Origin of the sequence: Streptomyces sp. NPDC014006 (assembly GCF_043088925.1) — a bacterium.
GTDB lineage: Bacteria > Actinomycetota > Actinomycetes > Streptomycetales > Streptomycetaceae > Streptomyces.
This window is the reverse complement of the sequence record NZ_JBICAJ010000001.1, coordinates 787,727-809,086: the sequence shown is the minus strand read 5'-3', so window position 1 is coordinate 809,086 and position 21,360 is coordinate 787,727. Positions and strand designations below refer to the sequence as shown.

Sequence of the window (21,360 nt, the reverse complement as noted above, 5' to 3'; positions counted from 1 at the left end):
GACGCGCCCGCTCCGCAAGTCCGGTGATCGTATCACCGCCAGAACAAGTGACCGACCGTCAACAGGCGTCGCCTGTCGAAACGTTGGGACGACGCGACGTCTACGCGAGAAGAACTCCCGGTGGCTCAGACGCCGAGCCGCCTGGTCAGGGAGCGGCGTCCGAGCAGCAGGGCGGTCCCCGTCACCAGGGCCGCGGAGGCCAGGGCCAGGAAGTAGCCGGGGCCGGGGACGCGGTCGCCGGAGAGCTTCAGGGCGTTGCCGCCGATGCCGCCGCCGAGGGCGCCGGAGAGCCAGAACAGGGCCACCATCTGGCTGACGAAGGTCGCCGGGGCGATGGCCGTGGAGGCGCTCATGCCGACCGGCCCGAAGGACACCTCGCCCGCGGCCAGCAGTGCGAAGGCCAGCAGCAGCCACAGCGGCGACACCCGGGTGCCGCCGGCGGCCAGCGCGGCGGCGGACGCCATCACCAGGTAGGCGGCGGCCACGGCGGCCATGCCGGCGGCGTACTTGACCGCGGTCGGCACGCGGTCGCCCGCCCTCGTCCACAGCCAGGCGAACAGCGGGGCGAGGGTGAGGACGAACAGCGGGATCGCCGCCTGGAACCAGCTGGCCGGCACGGTACGGCCGAACACCTCGCGGTCGGTGGCGTGCTTGGCGAACAGCGAGAAGGCGGAGCCGCCCTGCAGGAACAGCGCCCAGAAGACGGCCGAGGCGAGGAACAGCCAGACGTAGGTGCGCACCCGGACGCGTTCGGCGGCGGTCAGCAGCGGGGTGCGCAGCAGCCGCCAGAAGCAGATCACCGGGGAGGCCACGCACAACAGGCCGATCAGCGCCATGAGATGGGGCATGCGAAAGGTGCCGAGAGCGGCGTCGGTGCCGTAGCCGAGGACGACCGGGGCGGTGGCGGCGAGCGTGATGCGCAGCACCCGGGTGCGCTCGGCGGGGGTGGCGGAACGCTCCGGGGCGCGGCCGGTGTCGCCGAAGTGGCGGGCGCCGCGGACGTACTGGAGCAGTCCGGCGCCCATGCCGAGGGCGGCGGCGCCGAAACCGAGGTGCCAGTTAACGCCCTCGCCGAGCGCACCCACGACGATCGGTGCGAGCAGGGCGCTGACCTGGACGCTCATATAGAAGACGGCGAAGCCGGCGTCCCGGCCGGCGCGGTCCTCGCGGTCGTAGAAGGCGCTGAGCAGGCCGGCCATGTTGGGTTTGAGCAGGCCGGTGCCGCAGGCGATGAGCAGCAGGCCGGGGTAGACGGAGCCGGTGACGGGCACCGCCATCGCCGTGTGCCCGAGGGCGATCAGGACGCCGCCGTGCAGGACGGCGCGGCGGGTGCCGAGGACGCGGTCGCCGATCCAGCCGCCGGGCACGGAGGCCAGGAAGACGGCGGCCATGTAGGCGCCGTACAGGACAGCGGCGTCACCGGTGGACAGTCCGAGACCGCCCGAGCCGCTGTCCTCCGTCGCGTACAGCACGAGGATCGCCGTCATGCCGTAGAAGCTGAACCGCTCCCATACGTCGGTGAGGAAGAGGGTGGTGAACCAGCGGGGGTGGTGCAGCGGGCCGGTGCGCCGCACGGGGCCCGGGTGCGGGACGCTGCCGGCCTGCCGCGAACGCCGGTCGGCGGCGGGCGGTTTGATCGGGGCGGCCATGTTTTCCTCCCAGCGAACGACGAACGGCGCGGGCCAGCATGGGGACGACCCGTCGACACCCGGTCGAGAAACACTCGGACGCGATCGGAACGGGGGCGTGCGTCGAAGGAGACCTCCAGGTCAGCGACACGTGGCCGAACTGGGCCGCCGGGGCGCGTCATGTCGGGCGGGGGCCGTCTTCGGCCCGGCCCGGGGGCGGACTTCGGACCTGGGCCGCAGGGGGCGAGGCTTCGGGCCCCGGACCGGCAGAGGCGTGGGCGTCGGCGTCAGAGGCGTGGGCGTCGGCGCCGGGGCCGGGGTCGTCCGAGGTGAGCGGCGGGTTCGAGGCGGCGGGAAGCAATCCTGAACCCCGGGAGGGTGTCGCGGCGCCCGGTCGGGGGATGTGCCGGGCGCCGCGGGTGAGGGGGGTGTCACAGGGCGCTCCCCTCGTGCCGGAAGGAAACCCCGGTCTGCTCGGAGATCGCTCGCGTCCGGCTCGCCCGCCGGGCGCTCGAGTGGGGCTCAAGCCGCGCTCGACCACAACTCCCTTGTCTTGTAGGCGGGTTCACTACCCTGCCCATATGTGGCTTATCGGAATACTCGGCGCTTTCGCCGTGATCGTCCTTCCGGCCCTGCTCGGGCGACGGCTGCTCGGCATCGACGCCGGCCTGCTGCGCCTGGTGATCGCCGCGCTGGTCGGCGTCTCCGTGTCCGGAACGCTGGTCGGCCCCCAGCTCCAGACGCCGGGGCGCGGCTGGATACTGCTGCCGCTGATGCTCGGCGTGGGGCTGCTGGCCTCCATGCTCTGCCTGCTCGTCCTCGACCTGGCCGTCCCCGCCCGCCGCGTCCGGCTGCTGGGCCGGCTGCGCGCGGTGCGCTCCCGCCTGTCCCGGGCCCGGCGCTACTCCGAGATCGTGGCCATCCTCGGCCGGCACGGCCTCGGCCCCTACCTCACCGGCCGCGCCCGCGGGGGCGGCACGGCCCGGCACGCCAAGCTCGCCCTCGAGCTGCGCGAGGCCCTGCAGGCGGGCGGCACGACGTTCGTGAAGCTGGGCCAGCTGATGTCCACCCGGCGCGATCTGCTGCCCGAGCCGTACGTCACCGAACTGAGCCTGCTGCAGGACCGGGTGCCGCCCGCGCGCTGGCCGGAGGTCGAGGCCACGCTGCTGGCGAGCTTCGGCGCCCCGGTGACCGAGGTGTTCGCCGAGTTCGACCGCGAGCCGCTCGCCGCGGCCTCGGTGGCACAGGTGCACGCCGCGGTGCTGCGCGACGGCACGCGGGTCGTCGTCAAGGTGCAGCGCCCCGGTATCCGCGACGCCGTGGAGCGGGACCTGGACATCGTGGAGCGGCTGGCCCGCACCCTGGAGAACCGCACCGAGTGGGGCCGCACCCTCGGGCTGGGCGAGCTGGCCGTCGGCTTCGCGGCGGCGTTGCGCGAGGAGCTGGACTTCCGGGTCGAGGCCCGCAACCTGGCCTCGGTGCGCCGGGCCGTCGAGGCGCGCCGCGACGACAGCGTCACGCTGCCGGTCACGTACGAGCAACTGACGTCCGAGCGGGTCCTCGTGATGGGCCGCATCGACGGCCAACCGCTCGGCCAGGCCCGCCCCGACAGCCCCGAGCACGGCGCGAAACTGGCCCGGACCCTGCTGACCGCGCTCCTCGACCAGATCATGTACGACGGTGTCTTCCACGCCGATCCGCACCCCGGGAACATCCTGCTGCTGCCGGACGGCAGCCCGGCGCTGCTGGACTTCGGTTCGGTGGGGCGCCTGGACGGCGGGCTGCGCGCGGCGATGATCGGGCTGTTCCTCGCCGTGGACCGCGGGGAGCCCGCCGCGCTGCGGGACGCGCTGCTGGAGGTGACGGATAGGCCGGAGGACGTGGACGAGCAGCGGCTGCTGCGGGCCCTCGGCCGGTTCAGCGGACGTCATCTCGGGCGCGGCTCGACGCCCGACGTGCAGATGTTCACGGACCTGTTCCGGCTGGTGGCCGACTTCCGGCTGGCCGTGCCGCCGGAGATCGCTGCGGTCTTCCGTGCGCTGGCCACGCTGGAGGGGACGCTCGGCCGGGTCTCGGCGGGCTTCGACATCCTCGCCGCGTCCCGGACGTACGCCGAGTCCCGGTTCACGCAGCAGTTGCAGCCGGAGACGGTGCGGGACGCGGCGCGGGAGGAACTGGTCGCCCTGCTGCCGGTGCTGCGCCGGCTGCCGCGGCGGCTCGACCGGATCAGCGGGGCGCTGGAGGAGGGCCGGCTCGGCATCAACGTCCGGCTGCTCGCCGACCCGCGCGACCGCCGGGTGATCGGTGAGCTGGTGGGCCGGGTGCTGCTGGCGGTCCTCGGCATCTTCTTCGGCGTCCTCGGCGTGCAGTTGCTGGGCATGCGGGGCGGTCCGGAACTGACGGCCGGGATGAGCCTGTACAGCGTGATCGGCTACCACCTGCTGGTGCTGTCCGCGGCGGTGGTGCTCCGCACGGTGTACGTCCTCGCCAAGCCGTTGCCGTGACCGGGCCCCGGCACACCGACACGTGAACAGCCGGGCCGGGCCCGCCCCCCACGGGGACGGGCCCGGACTCCTTCTCCGCCGGTCGTATCAGGCGGGGACGGTCGCGTCGCGGGAGCCTGCGAGGAGCTCCCCGGGCGTGCCCCGGCGGACGATCCGGCCCGCGTCCATCACCAGGATCTCGTCCATGTCCGCGAGGCCCTCCGTGCGATGGGTGACCAGGATCAGGGACATGCCCCGCGTGGAGGCGAGCACATCGCGCACGACCGACTCCGCGGTCGCCGGGTCCAGGCCCTCCGTCGGTTCGTCGAGCAGGAGCAGCGGCGGCGCCGCCAGCAGCGCGCGGGCGAGGAGCAGCCGCCGGTGCTGGCCGCCCGAGAGCCGTCCGCCGCCGTCGCCCACGAGGGTGTCGAGTCCGTCGGGCAGCGAGCGCACCCAGTCCAGCAGGCCGGCCCGGCGCAGCGCGTCGCACAGGTCGGCGTCCGTGGCGTCGGTGCGGGCGGGCAGCAGGTTGTTGCGCACCGAGGTGTGGAAGACGTGCGCGTCCTGCAGGGCGCCGCTGACCGTGCGCCGCAGGGCGGCCTCGTCGACGTCGGCCAGGTCAGCGCCGCCCAGCACGATCCGGCCCTCGCACGGGCGCGCGAACCGTGCGATCGCCGCGAGGAGGGTCGACTTGCCCGCACCGCTCGCGCCGACGACGGCGACCCGGCGCCCCGGCGGCAGGTCCAGGTCCACGCCGTGCACGGCGCAGGGGCCGTCGGGGCGGTGCCGTACGTGCAGATCGTGCAGGGTGAGGTGCGCGGAGGCGGGCGTCGCGGTGTCGCTGTCCCGTGCGGGCGTGGGCGGCGTGCGCAGCAGGGCGCGGACCCGGCGGGCGCCGACCGGCAGCGAGGTGAGGAGCTGGGCGGCCGCGGGCAGCGGGGCGAGCACTTCGAAGACGGCGAGCGTCATGAGCGGCAGGGCCACCGCCCACACGCCCGTGTCCCGGTGCGCGCAGACCACGGCGACCGCCACCGTGGTGGTGCCCTGCACCACGGTCAGCGCGGCCGCGGCGAGGGCGGACAGCAGGGCCGCACCCCGGTCGTGCGCACGCAGCCGGCGCGCGGTGTCGACGGCCCTCGCTGTCTCCCGGTCCGCCGCGCCGAAGACGCGCAGATCGGCGGCGCCGTCGAGCAGGTCGACCGCCCGGACGGCGAGTTCCGCGCGCAGGGCGGCACCGCGCCGTGCCGCCCTTGCCGACGCGGCCGCCGTCAGCGCGGGCAGCAGCAGGCCACCGGCCGCCAGGCCGAGCGCCAGGGCGGGCGCGATCGCCGGGACGGAAAGGGCGGCGCAGCCGATCGCCGCGGCGGACACCGCGAGCGCGGACAGCACCGGGAGGGCGACCCGCAGCAGGGCGTCCTGGACCAGGTCGACGTCGGCCACCAGGCGGGAGGCCGCGTCCGCGTCGCGGATCGCGATGTCCTCGTGGGCGGGCCTGCGGGCGAGGGCGCCGAAGACCGTGCCGCGCAGCCGTGCCACCGCGCGCAGCGCCGCGTCGTGGCCGGCGAGCCGCTCCCCGTACCGGAACAGTCCGCGGGTGACCGCCAGGGCCCGTACCGCGACGATGGCCACGGACAGCGCGCCCATCTCCGGCTGCTGCGCGGCCCGCGCGATGAGCCAGGCGGCGAGGGTCATCAGGGCCACGCCGGCCAGATCGGCGGCGAGCGCCAGGCACGCGGCGGGCATCAGCCGCCGTACCGGGCCGGACGTCCGCAGCACGGACAGCAGCGCCCTCACCGTGCCACCCCGCTCGACACGGTGCCCCAGACGTCCGGCTGCCGCTTGGTGTCGTGGACCGGCTCGATCTCGCATACCCGGCCCTGCCGTACCTCCAGGCGGCGGTCGGCGGCGCGCAGGAGGCGGGCGCGGTGGGCGACGAGCAGGACCGTGCGCCCGGTCATCAGGCGTTCGCTCGCCGCCAGGACGGCCTCCTCGCTGTCGCCGTCCAGTCCCGCCGTCGGTTCGTCCAGCAGGATCAGCGGTGCGTCGCGCAGGAACGCGCGGGCCAGGGCGAGGCGTTGGCGCTGGCCGGCCGACAGGCCCGTGCCGCGCACGCCGAGCCGGGTGGCGTAGCCGTGAGGCAGCGCGCCGATGAATCCGGCCGCCGCAGCCGCCGTGGCGGCGCGTTCGACCTGCTGGTCGGTGGCGTGCGGGGCGCCGAGCCGGATGTTGTCGGCGACGCTGCGGTCGAAGAGGTACGGCCGCTGCGGCACCCAGCCGATGTGCCGGCGCCAGGCGTCCTGGTCGAGCGTGGCGAGGTCGCGGTCGCCGACGAGGACGCGCCCCTCGTCGGGCCGGACCAGGCCGAGCAGCAGGGCGAGCAGGGTGGACTTCCCGGCGCCGCTGGGGCCGGTCAGCGCGATCCGCTCCCCCGGTTCGACGGTGAACGTGACGCCGCTCAGGACCGGTTCGGGGCGGCCGGGCAGGCGGACGGTGACGTTCTCGAGACGGATGCGCTGCGGGCGGCCGACGCCGTTGTCCGCGCCGGGGCCGGGCGCGGGGGCACCGGTGGGCGCGTCCAGCAGCGTCAGCGCCTCGCGGGCCGTCGCCACTCCCTCCGTACCGGCGTGAAAGCGGCTGCCCAGCGCGCGCAGCGGCAGATACGCCTCCGGGGCGAGCAGCAGCACGGTCAGGGCGGTGGGCAGGTCGAGGGAGCCGCCCAGCAGGCGCAGGCCGACGGGTACGGCGACCAGCGCGAGCGAGAGCGTCGCCACGGTGTCCAGCACGAGTGTGGACAGGAAGGTGATGCGCAGGGTGCGCAGGGTGGCCCGGCGGTGCACGTCCGCGACGTCGGCGACGAGCCGTTCCTGCGCGCCGGCCCGGCCGAAGGTGCGCAGGGTGGGCAGGCCGCGCAGGGCGTCGAGGAAGTGCCCGCCGAGGGCGGCGAGGGCCTCCCAGCGGCGGGCGGTGGCGTCCCGGGTGTGCAGTCCGACCAGGGCGCCGAAGAGGGGCACGAGCGGCACGGTGACCAGCAGGACGAGAGCGCTGAGCGGGTCGTGGGCGAGCATCGTGGCGAGGACGGCGGGCGGTACGACCGCGGCCACCAGCAGTTGCGGCAGATAGCCGACGAGGTAGGGGTCGAGGGCGTCCAGGCCGCGGGTGAGCAGGGTGGCGATCTCGCCGGCCCTGCGGTCCTGCGCGTCGTAGGCGGTGCGCCGGGCCGCAGCCTCCAACAGGCCGGTGCGCAGGGCGAGTTTGGTGGCGGCGGCGGCGTGCTGCGCGGCCATGGCCTGCACCCAGCCGGCGATGCCGCGTGCCGCGACGGCCGCCGCGGCCCAGGCCATCGTGGCGCCCGTGGGCGTGCGGCCGGTGAACGCCTCGCCGAGCAGCCGGGCGAGCGCCAGGGCCTGCCCGACGGTGCCGGCCGCGCCGAGCAGGACAGCGGCGGCCACCAGCAGGCCGGCGCCGCGGGCGCGCGGGGTCAGGCCCAGCAGCCGCCGCCGTGTCAGCCGGTCGGCGGCCCGCTCCGACGCACCGCCCGGCTGCGTGGGTCCGTCCGCGCTTCTGCCGCGCCGCACGGCCCGGCGCTCCCCGTTGCGGCCCGTCATGTCGCGTCCGCGAGGCATCAGAAGTACACCGGCGAGCGGTCGTCGGACTTGGTGCGGAAGCTCCACCACTGCATCGCCTGGAAGGCGAGCAGCACCGGCAGGACCAGCAGGACGACCGGGCCGACGACGCTGAGCGTGCCGGGGTCGGCGGCGGCCTCGGCCACCGAGACGTTCTCGTGCGCGCCCGCGGTGCTGACCACGGCCTGCGGGAAGTGGGCGGCGCCGATGAGCAGGACGGGAGCGAGCGCGGCGAACGCGCTCACCACCGGGGCCGCCCGGCGGGCGCCGGCCGCGAGGCGCGAGGCAAGCAGCAGGGCGGCGACGGCGGCGGCCAGCAGCAGCGCGGTGGGCACCGGGTTGAGCAGGCCGTCGCGGGCCCGGCCGTCGGCGACGGCGGCGGCCGCGGTGAGGACGGCGAGGCCGGCCGCGGCGGGCGCGAGGCGGCGCGCGGTCGCCGCGGCCCGCACGGCGACGCCGCCCTCGGTGCGCACCGCGAGGAACACGGTGGCGTGCAGGGCGAACACCGCGAGCGCGGTCAGCGCCGACAGCACCGGTACGGGACGCAGCAGGACGCCGGGATCGACGTCGAGCCGGCCGCCCTTGACGGGTACCGCGCCCAGCAGCGCGCCGCCGAGGGTGCCCCACATCAGGGCGAGGACGACGCAGACGATCTGGACGACCGTGTCCCAGCGGCGGCGCCAGCGGGCGCCGGGCACCCGGCGGCGGAACTGCACCGCCGCCTCCCGGGTCAGCAGCGCCCCCACGGCGAGCACGATGACCGGGTACATCCCGCTGATGACACTGGACTCCAGGCCGGGGAAGCCGCCGAGGGTGATGCCGGCGGCCGCGACCAGCCAGACCTCGTTGCCGAGGAAGAACGGCCCGGTGGCGGCGGCGACGGTGTGCCGTTCGGCGTCGTCACGGGCGAGCCACCGGCCGATGATGCCGGTGCCGAGGGTGATGCCGTCCAGGGCGAGGTAGCCGGCCAGGAACAGCCCCAGCAGCGCGTACCAGATGTTGTGCCACACGATGAACTCCCAGTGTGTTCGGCGCTGTCGTCGGGGCCGTCAGAAGGTGGGGGCGGCGGAGGAGGGGGTGGTCTGGCGGGGCAGGCCCGCGACCGCGGTGGGACCGTCGCCGTCCTCGCCGGGCGCCCGGCCGAGCTGGGCGGCGTCGGGGCCGCGCCGGGCGAAGCGGAACAGCAGCGCCCAGTCCACCAGGAGCAGGGCGGCGACGAGGGTTCCGAAGACGAGCAGGGAGGTCAGCACGGTGCCGTGGGTGAGGCCCGGGGTGATGGCGTCCTTGGTCTTGAGCACGCCGTAGACGGCCCAGGGCTGGCGGCCCACTTCGCGGAAGACCCAGCCGGAGACGTTGGAGAGGTAGGGCAGGAACAGCGCGGCGGTGAGCAGCCACAGCAGCACCTTGCGGCGGATCAGGTTCCGCTTGATCATGAACAGCACGCACAGGACGGTGATCAGCATCATGAACAGAGCCGGGATGATCATCACGAACTCGGCGGTCTGGCTGATCCCGGGCGGGAAGTAGTTGTCCGGGCCGAACTTGTGCGTGAACGTCTCCACCATGGCCTGCGCCCGGTCCGAGCGGTGGCCGTACTTGGTGGGCGTCTGCTTGACCGAGTAGCCGATCTGCCAGCCGCCCAGCGACGCCGTCAGCAGGACGAACACCGGGGTGAGCGGCAGGGCCAGCTTCAGCGACGACCAGAAGAACTCCTCGTGGCCGGTGCGCCGGCGCAGGTGCCAGGCGCTGACCGCGATGACGAAGAAGGACCCGGTGACCAGCGAACCGGCCAGGATGTGCGAGGCCGCCGCCAGGGCGTTGGTGTTGGTGAGCAGTTCGGAGAAGCTGGTGAGGTGGGCCTTGCCGTCCTTGATCCCGTAGCCCACCGGGTGGTTGAGGAAGCCGTTGGCGGTCAGCACGAAGAACACCGACGAGTAGGCGGTCAGCGCGACCAGCCACAGCACGACGGTGTGCAGCACGCGGCCCATCCGGTTCCAGCCGAAGATCCACAGGCCGAGCAGGGTGGACTCGGCGAAGAAGGCGACGAGGGTCTCGATGGCCAGCGGCGCGCCGAAGACGTTGCCGGTGTAGTGCGTCAGCCCGCTCCACACCAGGCCGAACTGGAACTCCATCACGATGCCCGTGCCGATGCCGAGGGCGTAGTTGATGACGTAGAGCTGGCCCCAGAACCGGGTCTGCCGGCGGTGGGCCTCCTTGCCGGTGACGGCCCAGCGCGTCTGCATCACCACCAGGTAGGTGACGAGCCCCAGAGTCAGGGCGACGAACAGGTAGTGCGCGATGGCGGTGATCGCGAACTGGAGCCGTGCGAGTACGAGCACGTCGTCCACGTTGGTTCCCCTCGGTCGGCCGGCAGCCGGTGTCATGTGATGGTGGTGCGTCGTTCACGGGTGGATGGACGGCCTTCCCACTCCAGCCGAGCGCGGTGGAGTGCCGCTCGAGCGGTGGTGGAGGCACGGTGGAGTTCCCCGGCGCCTGCGGCCGGCGGGCGGGCGCCGCCCGGGCCGCGGCCGTCCCTCCCGCCGGGACGGCCGCGGCCCTGCCGGGTGGTGCGTCAGGGGCTGCTCGAGTAGGCGAGTTCGCCGTGCTCGATGGCCATCTCGTCGGTGTAGACGAGGTCGAGATAGCGCTCGCCCCGGTCGGCCAGCAGGGTCAGGATGCGTCTGGGGCGCGGGAGTTCGGGCAGCAGCTCCTCGACGGCGGCCACCACCGAGCCGGAGGAGCCCCCGGCGAAGATGGCCTCCTGGCGCAGCAGCCGGTGGCAGCCGCGGATGGCGGCGGCGTCGTCGACGTGCACGACCCGGTCGATCTCGGACGGGGTGAGCAGTTCGGGCACCCGGCTGGAGCCGACGCCGGGCAGCATGCGCGGGCCGGGCGGTGTGCCGAAGATGACCGACCCGACGGCGTCGACCGCGACCACCTTCAGCGCGGGCCACTCGCGGCGCAGGCCGCGGGCGAGTCCATGCAGGGTGCCGGTGGTGGAGACGGCGGCGACGAGGACGTCCACGGGGCGTTCCGGGCAGTCCGCGATGACCTCGCGGGCGGTGGTGACGGCGTGGGTCTCCCAGTTGAGCTCGTTGGCGTACTGGTTGATCCAGACCGCGTCCGGGTCCTCGGCGAGCAGGTCCTGCACGCGGGCGAGCCGGGTGTGCAGGTAGCCGCCCGCGGAGTCGGGGTCGCGGACCATCTCGATGCCGGCGCCGAACTGGCGCAGGATGCGCAGGTTGGTGCGGGAGGCGTTGGGGTCGACGACGGCGGTGAAGCGCAGCCCGTAGCGGACGGCGACCATGGCGAGCGCCACCCCGAAGTTGCCGGAGGTGGACTCGACGATATGGGTGCCGGGACGGATCATGCCGTCCTTCATGCCGCGCTCGACGATGTAGCGGGCGGAGCGGTCCTTGACGCTGCCGCCGGGGTTGAGCATCTCGAGTTTGCCGAGCACCTCGATGCCGGGCTGGGGGAAGAGGCGGCCGAGCCGCACCAGCGGGGTGCCGCCGACGCAGTCGGTGATGGAGTCGTAGATCACGCCGGCTCCTGTCGCGCGGAAGGGGTGTCGTGGGGACGGGCGCCGAACAGGGCCCGGCAGCCGTCGAGTCCGTGCACGGTGACCGGCACCTCGGCGGCGGGGCTCAGCTCCCACTGGGCGCGGGTCATGCGCCAGCGGGTCAGCACGGCCGGTTCGCCCTTGCGCAGCTGGGTCTCGATGCCGTCGCCGTGGTAGCCGAGCTTCTTGTTGAGGGCCAGCGCGGCGGCGCCGTCCTCGAACACGGCGGAGGTGGCATGCCGGGCGCCCAGTCCCGCGAAGGCGAGGTGGAGGGCCGCGGCCCGCATCTCGGTGCCGATGCCCCGCCCCTGGTGGCCGCGGGCCAGCCAGCTCTCGGTGGCGACCTCGGCGAGCCGGGGGAAGGACCGGGCCTGCAGGCCCTGGACGCCGACGGGGCGGCCGTCGACGAAGACGGCGAGGCCGAGGTTCCAGTAGTCGGGGCGGCTCAGGGCGAGCCCCTTCCACAGGTACTGCAGGACGCGGCCCGCCACCACCTGCGGCTGGGCGTCGCTCCAGCCGCCCGGGAAGGGGGCGGCACCGGGGGCGTGGATGCCCTGGTCGGCGACGAGTTCGGCGAGGGCGCGCAGGTCGCTCTCGTCGGGCACGCGCAGCTCCAGCCGGGGGGTGGTCAGCCTGAGCCGGAACTGCGGCAGCCAGATCCCGAGCAGGGCGCGGTTGCCGCCGGGCGCCGCACGCGTGCCGTCCGGTGTGGATTCAGCGATGGTTTCAGCCATGGTGGAATGCTCCGCAGGCGGTCTCAACGGGTGGTGGAAGACGTCTCGACGTGCGGACGGGCCAGGACACCGGCGGCGGGCGCCGGGGCGCTTCGGCCGCGGCGCGAGGCCGCCCGTACGGCACCGGTCACCAGACCGGTCAGGATGATCACCGGCCACAGCACGTCGGGCACCGCGCCGACCACGCCGCCGAGACCGAGCAGCGCGAACGCCGCCGCCCGCAGCCGGCGCAGCCGCGCGGGTCCGGGCGCCGGTACGGCGAGCAGCACACCGGCGAGCAGCAGCGCGCCGCAGGCCACCGGGTCGACAACGTTCAGCGTGCCGACGGCGTCCCCGAAGCCGCCGCGGATCGCGGCCAGCCCCGGCTCGACCCAGAACCAGGCGAGGCCGGCGACGGCCAGCGCCCCGCCCCAGCGTTCGGGGGCGGCGTGCCACCGCCGCCGCATGCCGCGTTCGGCGAGGTCGACGGCGTTGAACGGGCTGTACAGCACGGGCCGCCGGCCGAGCAGCAGCACGGGCAGGGCGACCAGTTCCAGTCCGCCGTAGCCGCTGAGGCCGGCGAGGAGCACGGAGGTCTCGGTGTAGAGGGCGACGCCGATGGCCGGTCCGTCGGGCAGCACACCGATCGGGTAGAGCAGCATCGGCAGCAGGAGCAGGGCTGCGCCGGGCCAGCCGGACAGTCCGCCGCGGGTGCCGCGGGCGAGCAGGGGCCGCATCAGGGCCAGTGCGGCGGTGTAGGCGACGGCGAGGCCGAGCGCGGTGGCGGCCGCGGCGAGGAGTTCGCCGCCGCTGTGTCCGTGGGCCTTGGTGGTGACGATCTGGGTCAGTGCGGCGGCGCCGGCCGCGACGCGTACGGCGCGGCCGAGGGGACCCGCGTCCCGGCCGAGGACGCCGGCCCGGCCCGTGCCGGGCATGCGGGGGGCGGTCACAGCTCCACCTTCACTCCGTAGCGGCGCAGCCAGTCGTTCAGGCCGAGCAGCATCTCGACGTTGGCGCGGGCGACCCAGGCCCGCATGCCGGAGTCCAGCACGGACGGGTCGTCGATGAGGGCGCGCACGCCGGCGGTGTCGGCGAGGGGCGTGGCCGGGGCGGTGGGGTCGGCGAGCAGGGCCTCCATGCGGGCGCACAGGGCACGCCCGTACGCCGGGTCCTGGGTGACCGGGTAGGGGCTCTTGGCGCGGTTGACGACGTCGTCCGGGAGCAGGTCGGCGACGGCGGCGCGCAGCAGGGACTTCTCGCGTCCGTCGAAGCTCTTCAGCTCCCAGGGCACGTTGTAGGCGTAGTTGACCAGGCGCCAGTCGCAGTAGGGCATGCGGGTGCCGAGGCCGACCGCGGAGGCCAGGGACTCGTCGTGGCTGAGCAGGGTCTCCAGCCAGCGGGTGAGGTGGAAGTAGGTGATCTCCCGCATCCGCAGCGTCTGGCCGCTCTCGCCGTCGAGGCGGGGCACCTCGGCCATGCTGCCGGCGTAGGCGTCGGCGCAGTAGCCGTTGAGGTCGAGCTTGCCGAGCAGGTCGGGGGCGAGCAGGTCGCCGCCCAGGCCGTGCTTGCCGCCGCCGAAGCGGGCCATGGCGACCCAGGGCAGGGTGGGGGCCTCGACGAGCTCCTTGTTGTGCACCCAGGCGAAGCCGCCGAAGACCGCGTCGGCGATCTCGCCGAGCAGGACGGAGCCGACGTGCTCGCGCACCGCCCCGCACAGCAGGTGCAGGGAGGTGTTCATGTTGCCCAGCGGGCTGGGTACGTCCTTGGCGCGCAGGACGGCGCCGCGCACCGCCGGGTCGATGATGTCGGCGGTGTTCAGCACCAGGTCGGTGTGCTCGGTGCCCAGATGGCGGACGACGGACTGCACGAAGGGGGCGTCGGGGCTGCCCCAGATCTCGTCCTGCTTGAACTCCTCGGCGCTGCCGAAGGAGACGGTGAAGGTGCGCACGGGGCCGCCGCCGCGCTCGGCGAGCGCCTGGTGGGCCAGCGCGGTGACGGCGCTGGAGTCGATCCCGCCGGACAGCAGGATGCCGGGGACGGCGCCGGTGCCCAGGGTGCGGCGCACGGAGTCGCCGAGCAGCTCACGGATGCGGGCGATGGTGGTGGCCCGGTCGTCGGTGTGCTCCTCGGCCGTCAGCTGCCAGTAGCGGTAAGAGCTGCGACGGCCCTCCGTGAAGCGCAGCACGTGGCCGGGCGGCACCTGGTGGAAGCCCTTGAGGATGCCGTGCCCGGCGGTGCCGGCGTAGGAGAACAGTTCGCGCAGGCCGTCGGCGTCCACGACCGGCTCGACGGCGGGGTGGGCGAGGATCGCCTTGCGTTCGGAGCCGAACAGCACGCCCGCGCCGAACGGGTGGTAGTACAGCGGCTGGTTGCCGAGCCGGTCGCGGGCCAGCACCAGTTCGCGGCGCTGCTCGGACCAGATGGCGACGGCGAACGCGCCGTCCAGGTGCTCGGCGAAGCGCTCGCCCCAGCGCAGCCAGGCGCGGCCGACGAGTTCGGCCTGGGTGGCGGTCGCGCTGACGCCGAGGGCGCGGCACAGGTCGCCGGTGTCGTACAGCACTCCGGTGACCGCCGCCGCGAGCACCGTGCGCCCGGCGTCCTGGAGCACCCACGGCTGGGCGGGGGCGCCGGTGCCGGCCGCGTCGGACCAGCGGGTGCCGAGGGCGGCGTGCTCGGTGACCCACAGCCGCTCCCCGTCGGGGCCGCGCTGGGCGAGGGCCGCCGTCATGGCCCGCAGCGTGGGCTGCTCGCGCCGCAGATCCCTTTCGTGATCGATCCATCCTGCGATACCGGACATGGCGATGGGGCTCCTCTCAACGGTGGAGCCCCAGGCTGGAGTCGGCACCTCAAGTTTCCCTGGACGGCCTCTCCAGCAGCCGTGCGGAGGATGCGGCACGGACGGGATCCGCCTTCCGGCGGGTCCGGCCATCCGTACCGGAAGGGAGTGGGGCTGTGGGCATCGAGCCCGAGGTACGTCACAACTCGCCCGCCACGTCCACGGACGTGCTGATCGTCGGAGGCGGGATCACCGGACTGAGCTGCGCGTTGTTCCTGCGCCGGCACGGTGTCGGGTGCGTGCTGGTGGAGCGGCACGCCTCCACCTCGGTCCATCCGCGGGCCTGGGGCTGGTACCCGCGCACCCTGGAGCTGCTGCGCGGCGCCGGCGTGGAGGAGGAGGTGCTGCGGGTGGCCGCGGGTTACGCGGACCACCGCCGGCAGGCGACGGTCGAGTCGCTGGCCGGGCGCGAGCTGCGGGCGGTCATGCTGCCCGAGCCGGACGACCTGAGCGCGCTGACGCCGTCCCGGCAGATCGCGCTGGGCCAGGACCGCATGGAGCCGATCGTCCGTGCGGCCGCGGCCGAGGCGGGCGCCGAGCTGGCGTTCCACACCGAACTGACCTCCTTCGAGCGGCCGCAGGGCCCCGGCGGTCCGGTGGTCGCGACGGTGAAGGACCGGGAGAGCGGCGAGGAGCGGCAGGTGCGGGCCCGCTACCTGGTCGCCGCGGACGGCGGGCGCAGCCCGGTGCGCGAGACGCTGGGCATCGCCCGGGGCGGCCGGGGCACGATGCAGCACCAGGTGAGCATCCTGTTCCGCGCCGACCTCGAAGGCCCGCTGGCCGGCCGCCGGTTCTCCATCTGCCAGATCGAGAACGACGAGCTGAAGGGGGCCGTGCTGGGGCACGACGACACACTGCGGCGCGGCACCCTCATCGTCCAGTACCACCCCGAGCAGGGTGAGCAGGTCGAGGACTTCACCACCGAGCGGTGTGTGCGGCTGGTGCGCTCGGCGATCGGGGACGGGCAGGCCGACGTGGGCATCATCGGCGTACTGCCGTGGGAGCTGGCCGCGCTGACCGCCGAGCGGTTCCGGGACGGCTCGGTGTTCCTGATCGGGGACGCGGCGCACGTCATCCCGCCGATCGGCGGCTACGGCGCCAACACCGGCGTCCACGACGCGCACAACCTGGCGTGGAAGCTGGCGGCGGTGTTGCGCGGCGAGGCCGGCGAGGGTCTGCTGGACTCCTACGACGCGGAGCGCCGGCCCGTCGCGGAGGCGACCGTGGAACAGGCCCAGCTGCGGCTGCTGGTGCGGTCGGGGCGGGCCGGTGAGGAGCAGCGCCGGGCCACCCTGGAGGTGCTGACGGTGATGCTCGGCCACGCCTATCCGACGGCGGCGGAGCCGGGCGCGGAGCTGCCGCGGTTCCGGGACCACGAGCGGTTGCGCGGTGAGCCGGGCACGCGGGGTCCGCACGTGCCGGTGCTGCTGCGGGAGGACGGCGCGCGCCGGGCCGGTTCGCTGCTGGACGTGTACGGCCCGGAGCCGGTGCTGCTGTTCGACGACACCGTCCCCTCCTGGCGGGGTGCCGCCGAGGAGGCCGCGCGGCGCACCGGGGCGCGGCTGCGTCCCGCCGGCTTCGGCGCGGAGCTGACGGACCGCTCGGAGCAGGGCTGGCACGAGCGGTACGGGGTGAGCGCCGGTGGTGCGGTGCTGGTGCGGCCCGACGGTTTCGTCGCCTGGCGCTCGGCGACGGCGCCGGCGGACGCGGCCGGTGCGGCCGGCGCGGTGACGGACGCGCTGCGCCGCATGCTGGCGACCGACTGACGCCGAGCCGAAAGGGCCGCCGCCCCGGGGAGGGGCGGCGGCCCTTTCGGCTCGGCAGGAGGAGGGATCAGGTGACCGTGAAGTTGGCCATCATCGCCATGTCCTCGTGTTCGAGGTTGTGGCAGTGGAAGACGTACTTGCCGGTGTAGTCGCTGAAGCGGACCAGGACGCTGAGCTTCTGGTTGGGGGCCAGCCGCGCGGTGTCCTTCCAGCCGACGTCCTCGGGTTCGAGGGTGGTGGAGCCGCCCCGCTTGTACACCTGGAACGGTGACAGGTGCAGGTGGATGGGGTGGTGGGTGGTGGAGGAGAACTCCCAGATCTCGATGTCGCCCCGTTTGATGTCCGCCCAGCTGCGGTCGGTGCTGAAGGGGTAGCCGTTGATCTTGTAGACGTAGTGGCCGCTCTCGCTGTTCCTGGCCAGCGTGAAGGAGCGGGTGCGCACGGCCTTGGCCGGGTCGAGCCGCTCGAGGGTGGAGAGCCTGGCGGGAACGGAGGTGTCGTCGCTGACCTTGGCGCCGACGACGAACTGCATGAGTTCCGCGGTCGAGCCGTCGCCGAGGCTGTTGGTCATGGTGATCTTCGTGCCGGGGGCGTACCGGCCGAAGTCGACGATCACGTCGAAGCGTTCGCCCGGCACCATGTAGATCGAGTTCATGCCCTGCGGCTGGGCGAGCAGTCCGCCGTCGCTGCCGATCAGCGTGAACGGGTCGCCCGAGCCGGGCTCGGGGTCCAGCCGGACGCGGTAGCGGCGGGAGTTGGAGGCGTTGAGCAGCCGCAGCCGGTAGCGGGCGCCCTGCACCTCGAAGCGGGGCCAGGGCACGCCGTTGACCAGGATGACGTCGCCGGTCATGCCGTTGTGCGCGTCGCCGGTGACGCCGGGGGTGGTCTTCAGGGTCGGGTCGATGGACGGATAGGCCAGGGAGCCGTCCGAGTCGAAGGCCCGGTCCATGATCATCACGGGGACGTCACGGTCGCCCTTGGGCAGCGGCAGCGCGTCCTCCTCCTCGTCGTGCACCAGGTAGAAGCCGGCCAGCCCGCGCCAGACCTGCGGCCCGGTGAAGTCCATCCGGTGGTCGTGGTACCAGAGCGTGGAGGCCCGCTGCAGGTTCGGGTACGTGTAGTTCCGGGTGCCCTGCGCGGTGGCGCCCTCCATCGCCATGCCGGCGTGGTGCATCGTGTGCGCGGACGCCGTCCAGCCCGAGGCGGGCAGCAGGTAGTCGGTGGGGTAACCGTCGCTCTCGGCGGGCGTCTTGCCGCCGTGCAGATGGGTGACCATCGGCACGGGCAGGTCGTTGCGGGTCCGCACGACGGCGGTGCGGCCCTTGCGGACGCTGAACGTGGGTCCGGGGAAGGTGCCGTTGTAGCCGAAGATCTCGGTCTGCACGCCGGGCAGGATCTCCGCCTTGGTGGTGTAGGCCCGCACGTCGAAGTAGTCCGTCGTGCCCTCCGAGGAGGTCGGCTGGATGACGGGCGGCCGTTTGAAGGGCAGGCTGAACCGGGCCGGCAGCGGCACGTCGCCGGACTGCACGGCCCCGTCGCTGTTTCCGGCGTTGTCGCAGCCAGCGGCGAAGGGCAGGATCAGCCCGGTGGAGCCGGCGCCGACGGCACCTATGAAGCGGCGTCGCGAAAGAGTCATGTGCCTTCCTAGTCGATCACGATGAGCGAGCGGCCGAGCGTGGTCAGCAACCGGTTGCCGTCCTCGGTGACGACGAACGGGTCCTCCACATGGACGCCACCCAGACCGAACTCGTAGTACGGCGTTTCGGAATTGACGACGGTTCCGTCCTCGATGACATCGGCGTTGCCGGGTGTGATCAGGACGGGTTCGTAGATCTCCGCGCCGATGCCGTGGCCGACGTGATGGCGGCGATAGTGCGGCACCCCGGCGGCACGGACCGCCTCCACGGTGCGGTCGAACAGCTCGCCGCCGGTCATGCCGGGCTTGGCCGCCTCCAGGGCGGCCTGCTCGCCGGCCAGCATCGCCGCGTACACGGCGGACAGACGGGCGGAGGGCTCGCCGAGACTGGCGGTGCGCGCGATGTCGGACCAGTAACCCTGGTAGGTGCAGCCGACGTCGAACCAGACGGACTCGCCACGGCGCAGCGGCCGGTCGGAGGGCCGGGTCTGCCCCAGGACGCCGTCCCGGCCGAACTTGATCAGGGTGAACCGCGACCGGCCGCCGCCCCGCGCCACGGCCGTCTCGAACTCCCGCACCATGTCCTGCTCGGTGACGCCCTGCGCGGCGATGCCGAGGGCCGCCCGGATGCCGTCCTCGGCGAGCGCGGCGGCCTTCGCGATCCGGTGCAGCTCCGCCTCGGACTTGACCTTGCGCACCTGCTGCAGCACGGCCGCCGCGGGGCGCACCGCGCTGCCCGGCAGGGCCTCGGCCAGCCGCTCGAGGAAGCCGGGCGGGGTGGCGTTCTCGTCCACGCCGATACGGGCGCCTGCCGCGCCGGCCTCGGTGAGGATGCGCACCAGCGCGGCCAGGGCGTCCGGCGCGGGCGCGGCGTCCACCCCGATCTGCTTGAACCGCTCCTCGCGCGCGCTCAGCTCCAGCCCCTCGGGCAGCACCCGGTGGAAGGTGCCGTAGGCGACGACCCCGCTGAGCGCGGTGGTCGCGTCCAGGAACTGGTCGACGTCACCGCGCGAACTCGCGAAGTACGGGGCGTCCGGCCGCTCCCGGGTGACCACGGCCAGGGCGCGGCTGGCGTACGGGTGGTTCTGGCCGCCGACGCTGGAGATCCCGGTGAGATACAGGACGTTCTCCGCGGACGTGGCGACCAGGACGTCCAGGCCCGCCTCGTCCATGAGCCGGGCCAGCCGCCGCGCGCGCGTGCCGGCGCCGGTCACAGGGCCAGCCTCACCCGGTAGTGGTCCAGCCACAGGTTCAGCTGGAGCATCAGCTCGACGTCGGCACGGGCCATGCGGTCCTTGGTGAGCCGCTCCAGACTCGCCACGACCTGCCCGGCCGCCTCCACGTCCAGGATCTGCCGCACCGGCGCCTGCGGGTCGGCCAGCACCGCCTTCATCGCCCGCTGCAGCCCGGCCGGGTAGTCGGGGTGGTTCGAGACCGGGGAGGCGCTGCGGTGCCGGTCGAGCACCGACTGCGGCAGCAGATCGGCGACGGCCGCGCGCAGGATGCCCTTCTCGATGCCGCGCCGGTTGTGCATCTCGTTGGGGATGTTGTACGCGTACTGCACCAGCTCGGGATGGTTGATCGGGGTACGCAGCTGAAGGCCGGCCGCCGAGTAGGAACCGGCGTCGATGCCGAAGCGGGTGTTCATCAGGTAGGCGACGCGGCGCATGTGCCGCTGCCACTCGTCCTCGTGCGGCAGATACTCGACCTCGGCGACCGCGGTGGCGTACACGTCGCGGTAGTACTCCTGGAAGCCGAGCGCGGCGAGGGCGTCGGCGTGGAACAGGCCGGTGCCGAAGCCGTTCTTCGCGCCGAACTTCTGGGCCAGCGCCACCCAGGGGAACGTGCCGGAGAGCACCAGGTCCTTGTGCGTGAACCAGGTGGCGCCCTGGAAGTACTTGTCGCCGCCGTACCCGGCGAACACCACCCGGCGGCCCTCCTGCGCGGCCGCCTGCACCGTCAGGTACTGGGCGGTGTCCATGTCGTACTGGCGGGTCGGGAAGTCCTTCGACTTCAGCATGCCCACCCGCACGATCGGGTCGAGGATGTCCCCCGTCTCCAGCTCCAGCACGGTGTGGTCGGCGCCGATGTGCGTGGCGACCTCCTGCGCGAACGGGGTGTCGTGCGTGGAGCGCATCACGTCGGCACGGAACTCGCTGCTCTTGAACTCGATGGTGAACGCGCGCAGGCTGCCCCGCTGCGAACGGGCCAGCGAGTCGGCGGCCAGGCCCGCGACCGCGGAGGAGTCCGCGCCGCCGGAGAGCATCACCAGCAGCTGCGAGGGGTCGTCGGTGAGATTCTCCTCGACACTGCGCGCCAGGATCTCGCGGACCGTCGCGACGGTGGTGTCGTAGTCGTCGGTGTGCGGCTGGGTGGAGATGGACCAGTACTTGTGGCGGCGCAGCCGGCCGTCCCGGCCCCAGCGGGCGATCTCGGCGGCGCCGACCCGGTCGAAGCCGGAGAAGATGCCGCCGTGCGGCAGCGCCTGGGAGACCGCCTCGCGCAGACCCGCGGCGTCGACCACCGGGTCCACCTCCGGGTGCGCGAGCAGCACCTTGCGCTCGGAACCGAACACCATGCCGGTCGAGGTACGGGTCCAGTACAGGGGCTGCCCGCCCAGGTGGTCGCGGGCGAGGACCATCTCCTCGGTGCGGCCGTCCCAGATCGCCACCGCCCAGGCCCCGGTGAGCCGCGGCAGGAAGTCCGCCCCCCACTCCCGGTAGGCGTACGCCACCAGGGCGGTGGGCCCCGCAGAGGCGGGCAGCCGGACCCCGGCCGCGGCCAGGTCGGCGCGTACCGCCTCGGTGCCGGTGGGCCAGCCGGTGACACAGGCGACGATGTCGTGCTCACCCGCCGGCAGCACGTACGGCTGCTCCTCGGCCACCCCGTCGATGTGCAGCAGCCGGACCCCGAGCGCCGCGTGCTCGCCGGTCCACACCGCCTCCCCGTCCGGCCCGCGCTGCGCCAGGGTGGACGCCATCGCCGTGACGACCGGCCGATGCCTGCGCAGGTCCCTATCGAAGTCGATCCAGCCAACAAGCCCGGACACGCCGTCACCTCTCGTCCTGCGTCTGACCGCTGATGAATACGTCTGACTGTGCTGATGGGTACGT

General features: G+C 73.9%; 14 protein-coding genes. 2 read left to right on the top strand and 12 right to left on the bottom strand.

The annotated features are described in order from the left end of the window. Positions 1 to 125: 125 nt before the first annotated feature. Positions 126 to 1,649 carry a peptide MFS transporter gene (locus ACF1GV_RS03705; RefSeq protein WP_391677444.1) on the bottom strand — a complete coding sequence of 508 codons (1,524 nt, stop codon included), beginning with the start codon at positions 1,647 to 1,649 and terminating at the stop codon, positions 126 to 128. Between the two features lie 560 nt (positions 1,650 to 2,209). Here ACF1GV_RS03705 and ACF1GV_RS03700 point away from each other — a divergent pair. Continuing rightward, complete coding sequence (locus tag ACF1GV_RS03700; RefSeq protein WP_391677442.1) at positions 2,210 to 4,132, top strand: ABC1 kinase family protein; 1,923 nt, start codon at positions 2,210 to 2,212, stop codon at positions 4,130 to 4,132. Between the two features lie 87 nt (positions 4,133 to 4,219). On the opposite strand, the gene cydC is transcribed toward ACF1GV_RS03700, so the two are convergent. From cydC to asnB, 8 genes are all read right to left on the bottom strand, one after another. Beyond that, positions 4,220 to 5,905 (bottom strand): thiol reductant ABC exporter subunit CydC, encoded by a 1,686-nt coding sequence (gene cydC / locus ACF1GV_RS03695; protein WP_391677441.1) that lies wholly within the window; start codon positions 5,903 to 5,905, stop codon positions 4,220 to 4,222. Next, positions 5,902 to 7,716 (bottom strand): thiol reductant ABC exporter subunit CydD, encoded by a 1,815-nt coding sequence (gene cydD, locus ACF1GV_RS03690; protein ID WP_391677440.1) that lies wholly within the window; start codon positions 7,714 to 7,716, stop codon positions 5,902 to 5,904. Before cydD ends, cydC begins: the two co-directional genes overlap by 4 nt. Positions 7,717 to 7,733: 17 nt before the next feature. Further along, complete coding sequence (locus tag ACF1GV_RS03685) at positions 7,734 to 8,744, bottom strand: cytochrome d ubiquinol oxidase subunit II (RefSeq protein ID WP_391677438.1); 1,011 nt, start codon at positions 8,742 to 8,744, stop codon at positions 7,734 to 7,736. 39 nt (positions 8,745 to 8,783) lie between these two features. Further along, positions 8,784 to 10,073 (bottom strand): cytochrome ubiquinol oxidase subunit I, encoded by a 1,290-nt coding sequence (locus ACF1GV_RS03680; protein ID WP_391677435.1) that lies wholly within the window; start codon positions 10,071 to 10,073, stop codon positions 8,784 to 8,786. Between the two features lie 233 nt (positions 10,074 to 10,306). Then, the gene (sbnA, locus tag ACF1GV_RS03675) at positions 10,307 to 11,278 is read right to left on the bottom strand and encodes a 2,3-diaminopropionate biosynthesis protein SbnA (RefSeq protein WP_391677433.1); all 972 of its coding nucleotides are present in this window, start codon (positions 11,276 to 11,278) and stop codon (positions 10,307 to 10,309) included. Continuing rightward, positions 11,275 to 12,030, bottom strand: a complete 756-nt coding sequence (locus ACF1GV_RS03670; protein ID WP_391677431.1) for a GNAT family N-acetyltransferase — start codon at positions 12,028 to 12,030, stop codon at positions 11,275 to 11,277. Before ACF1GV_RS03670 ends, sbnA begins: the two co-directional genes overlap by 4 nt. Before the next feature lie 23 nt (positions 12,031 to 12,053). Continuing rightward, positions 12,054 to 12,959, bottom strand: coding sequence for a DUF6410 domain-containing protein (locus ACF1GV_RS03665; RefSeq protein WP_391677428.1), 906 nt, complete (start codon positions 12,957 to 12,959; stop codon positions 12,054 to 12,056). Continuing rightward, positions 12,956 to 14,806, bottom strand: a complete 1,851-nt coding sequence (asnB, locus tag ACF1GV_RS03660; protein ID WP_391677426.1) for an asparagine synthase (glutamine-hydrolyzing) — start codon at positions 14,804 to 14,806, stop codon at positions 12,956 to 12,958. The genes ACF1GV_RS03665 and asnB overlap by 4 nt, the downstream gene beginning before the upstream one ends. 155 nt (positions 14,807 to 14,961) lie before the next feature. Between asnB and ACF1GV_RS03655 the strand changes: the two genes are divergently transcribed. Continuing rightward, the gene (locus ACF1GV_RS03655) at positions 14,962 to 16,611 is read left to right on the top strand and encodes an FAD-dependent oxidoreductase (RefSeq protein ID WP_391677425.1); all 1,650 of its coding nucleotides are present in this window, start codon (positions 14,962 to 14,964) and stop codon (positions 16,609 to 16,611) included. Positions 16,612 to 16,678: 67 nt separating this feature from the next. Here ACF1GV_RS03655 and ACF1GV_RS03650 read toward each other — a convergent pair whose 3' ends face one another. The 3 genes from ACF1GV_RS03650 to ACF1GV_RS03640 are packed head-to-tail and all read right to left on the bottom strand — an operon-like array spanning position 16,679 to position 21,296. Further along, positions 16,679 to 18,247, bottom strand: a complete 1,569-nt coding sequence (locus ACF1GV_RS03650; protein WP_391677424.1) for a multicopper oxidase family protein — start codon at positions 18,245 to 18,247, stop codon at positions 16,679 to 16,681. Between the two features lie 8 nt (positions 18,248 to 18,255). Then, positions 18,256 to 19,461, bottom strand: a complete 1,206-nt coding sequence (locus ACF1GV_RS03645) for a M24 family metallopeptidase (RefSeq protein WP_391677422.1) — start codon at positions 19,459 to 19,461, stop codon at positions 18,256 to 18,258. After that, positions 19,458 to 21,296 carry an asparagine synthetase B family protein gene (locus tag ACF1GV_RS03640; RefSeq protein WP_391677421.1) on the bottom strand — a complete coding sequence of 613 codons (1,839 nt, stop codon included), beginning with the start codon at positions 21,294 to 21,296 and terminating at the stop codon, positions 19,458 to 19,460. The genes ACF1GV_RS03645 and ACF1GV_RS03640 overlap by 4 nt, the downstream gene beginning before the upstream one ends. Between the last annotated feature and the right edge of the window lie 64 nt (positions 21,297 to 21,360).

Excerpts from the sequence above, each read along its gene's own strand:
- ACF1GV_RS03700 (WP_391677442.1), top strand. The coding sequence starts at position 2,210 with ATGTGGCTTATCGGAATACTCGGCGCTTTCGCCGTGATCGTCCTTCCG.
- ACF1GV_RS03650 (WP_391677424.1), bottom strand. The coding sequence starts at position 18,247 with ATGACTCTTTCGCGACGCCGCTTCATAGGTGCCGTCGGCGCCGGCTCC.
- asnB (WP_391677426.1), bottom strand. The coding sequence starts at position 14,806 with ATGTCCGGTATCGCAGGATGGATCGATCACGAAAGGGATCTGCGGCGC.
- cydD (WP_391677440.1), bottom strand. The coding sequence starts at position 7,716 with ATGACGGGCCGCAACGGGGAGCGCCGGGCCGTGCGGCGCGGCAGAAGC.
- ACF1GV_RS03670 (WP_391677431.1), bottom strand. The coding sequence starts at position 12,030 with ATGGCTGAAACCATCGCTGAATCCACACCGGACGGCACGCGTGCGGCG.
- ACF1GV_RS03705 (WP_391677444.1), bottom strand. The coding sequence starts at position 1,649 with ATGGCCGCCCCGATCAAACCGCCCGCCGCCGACCGGCGTTCGCGGCAG.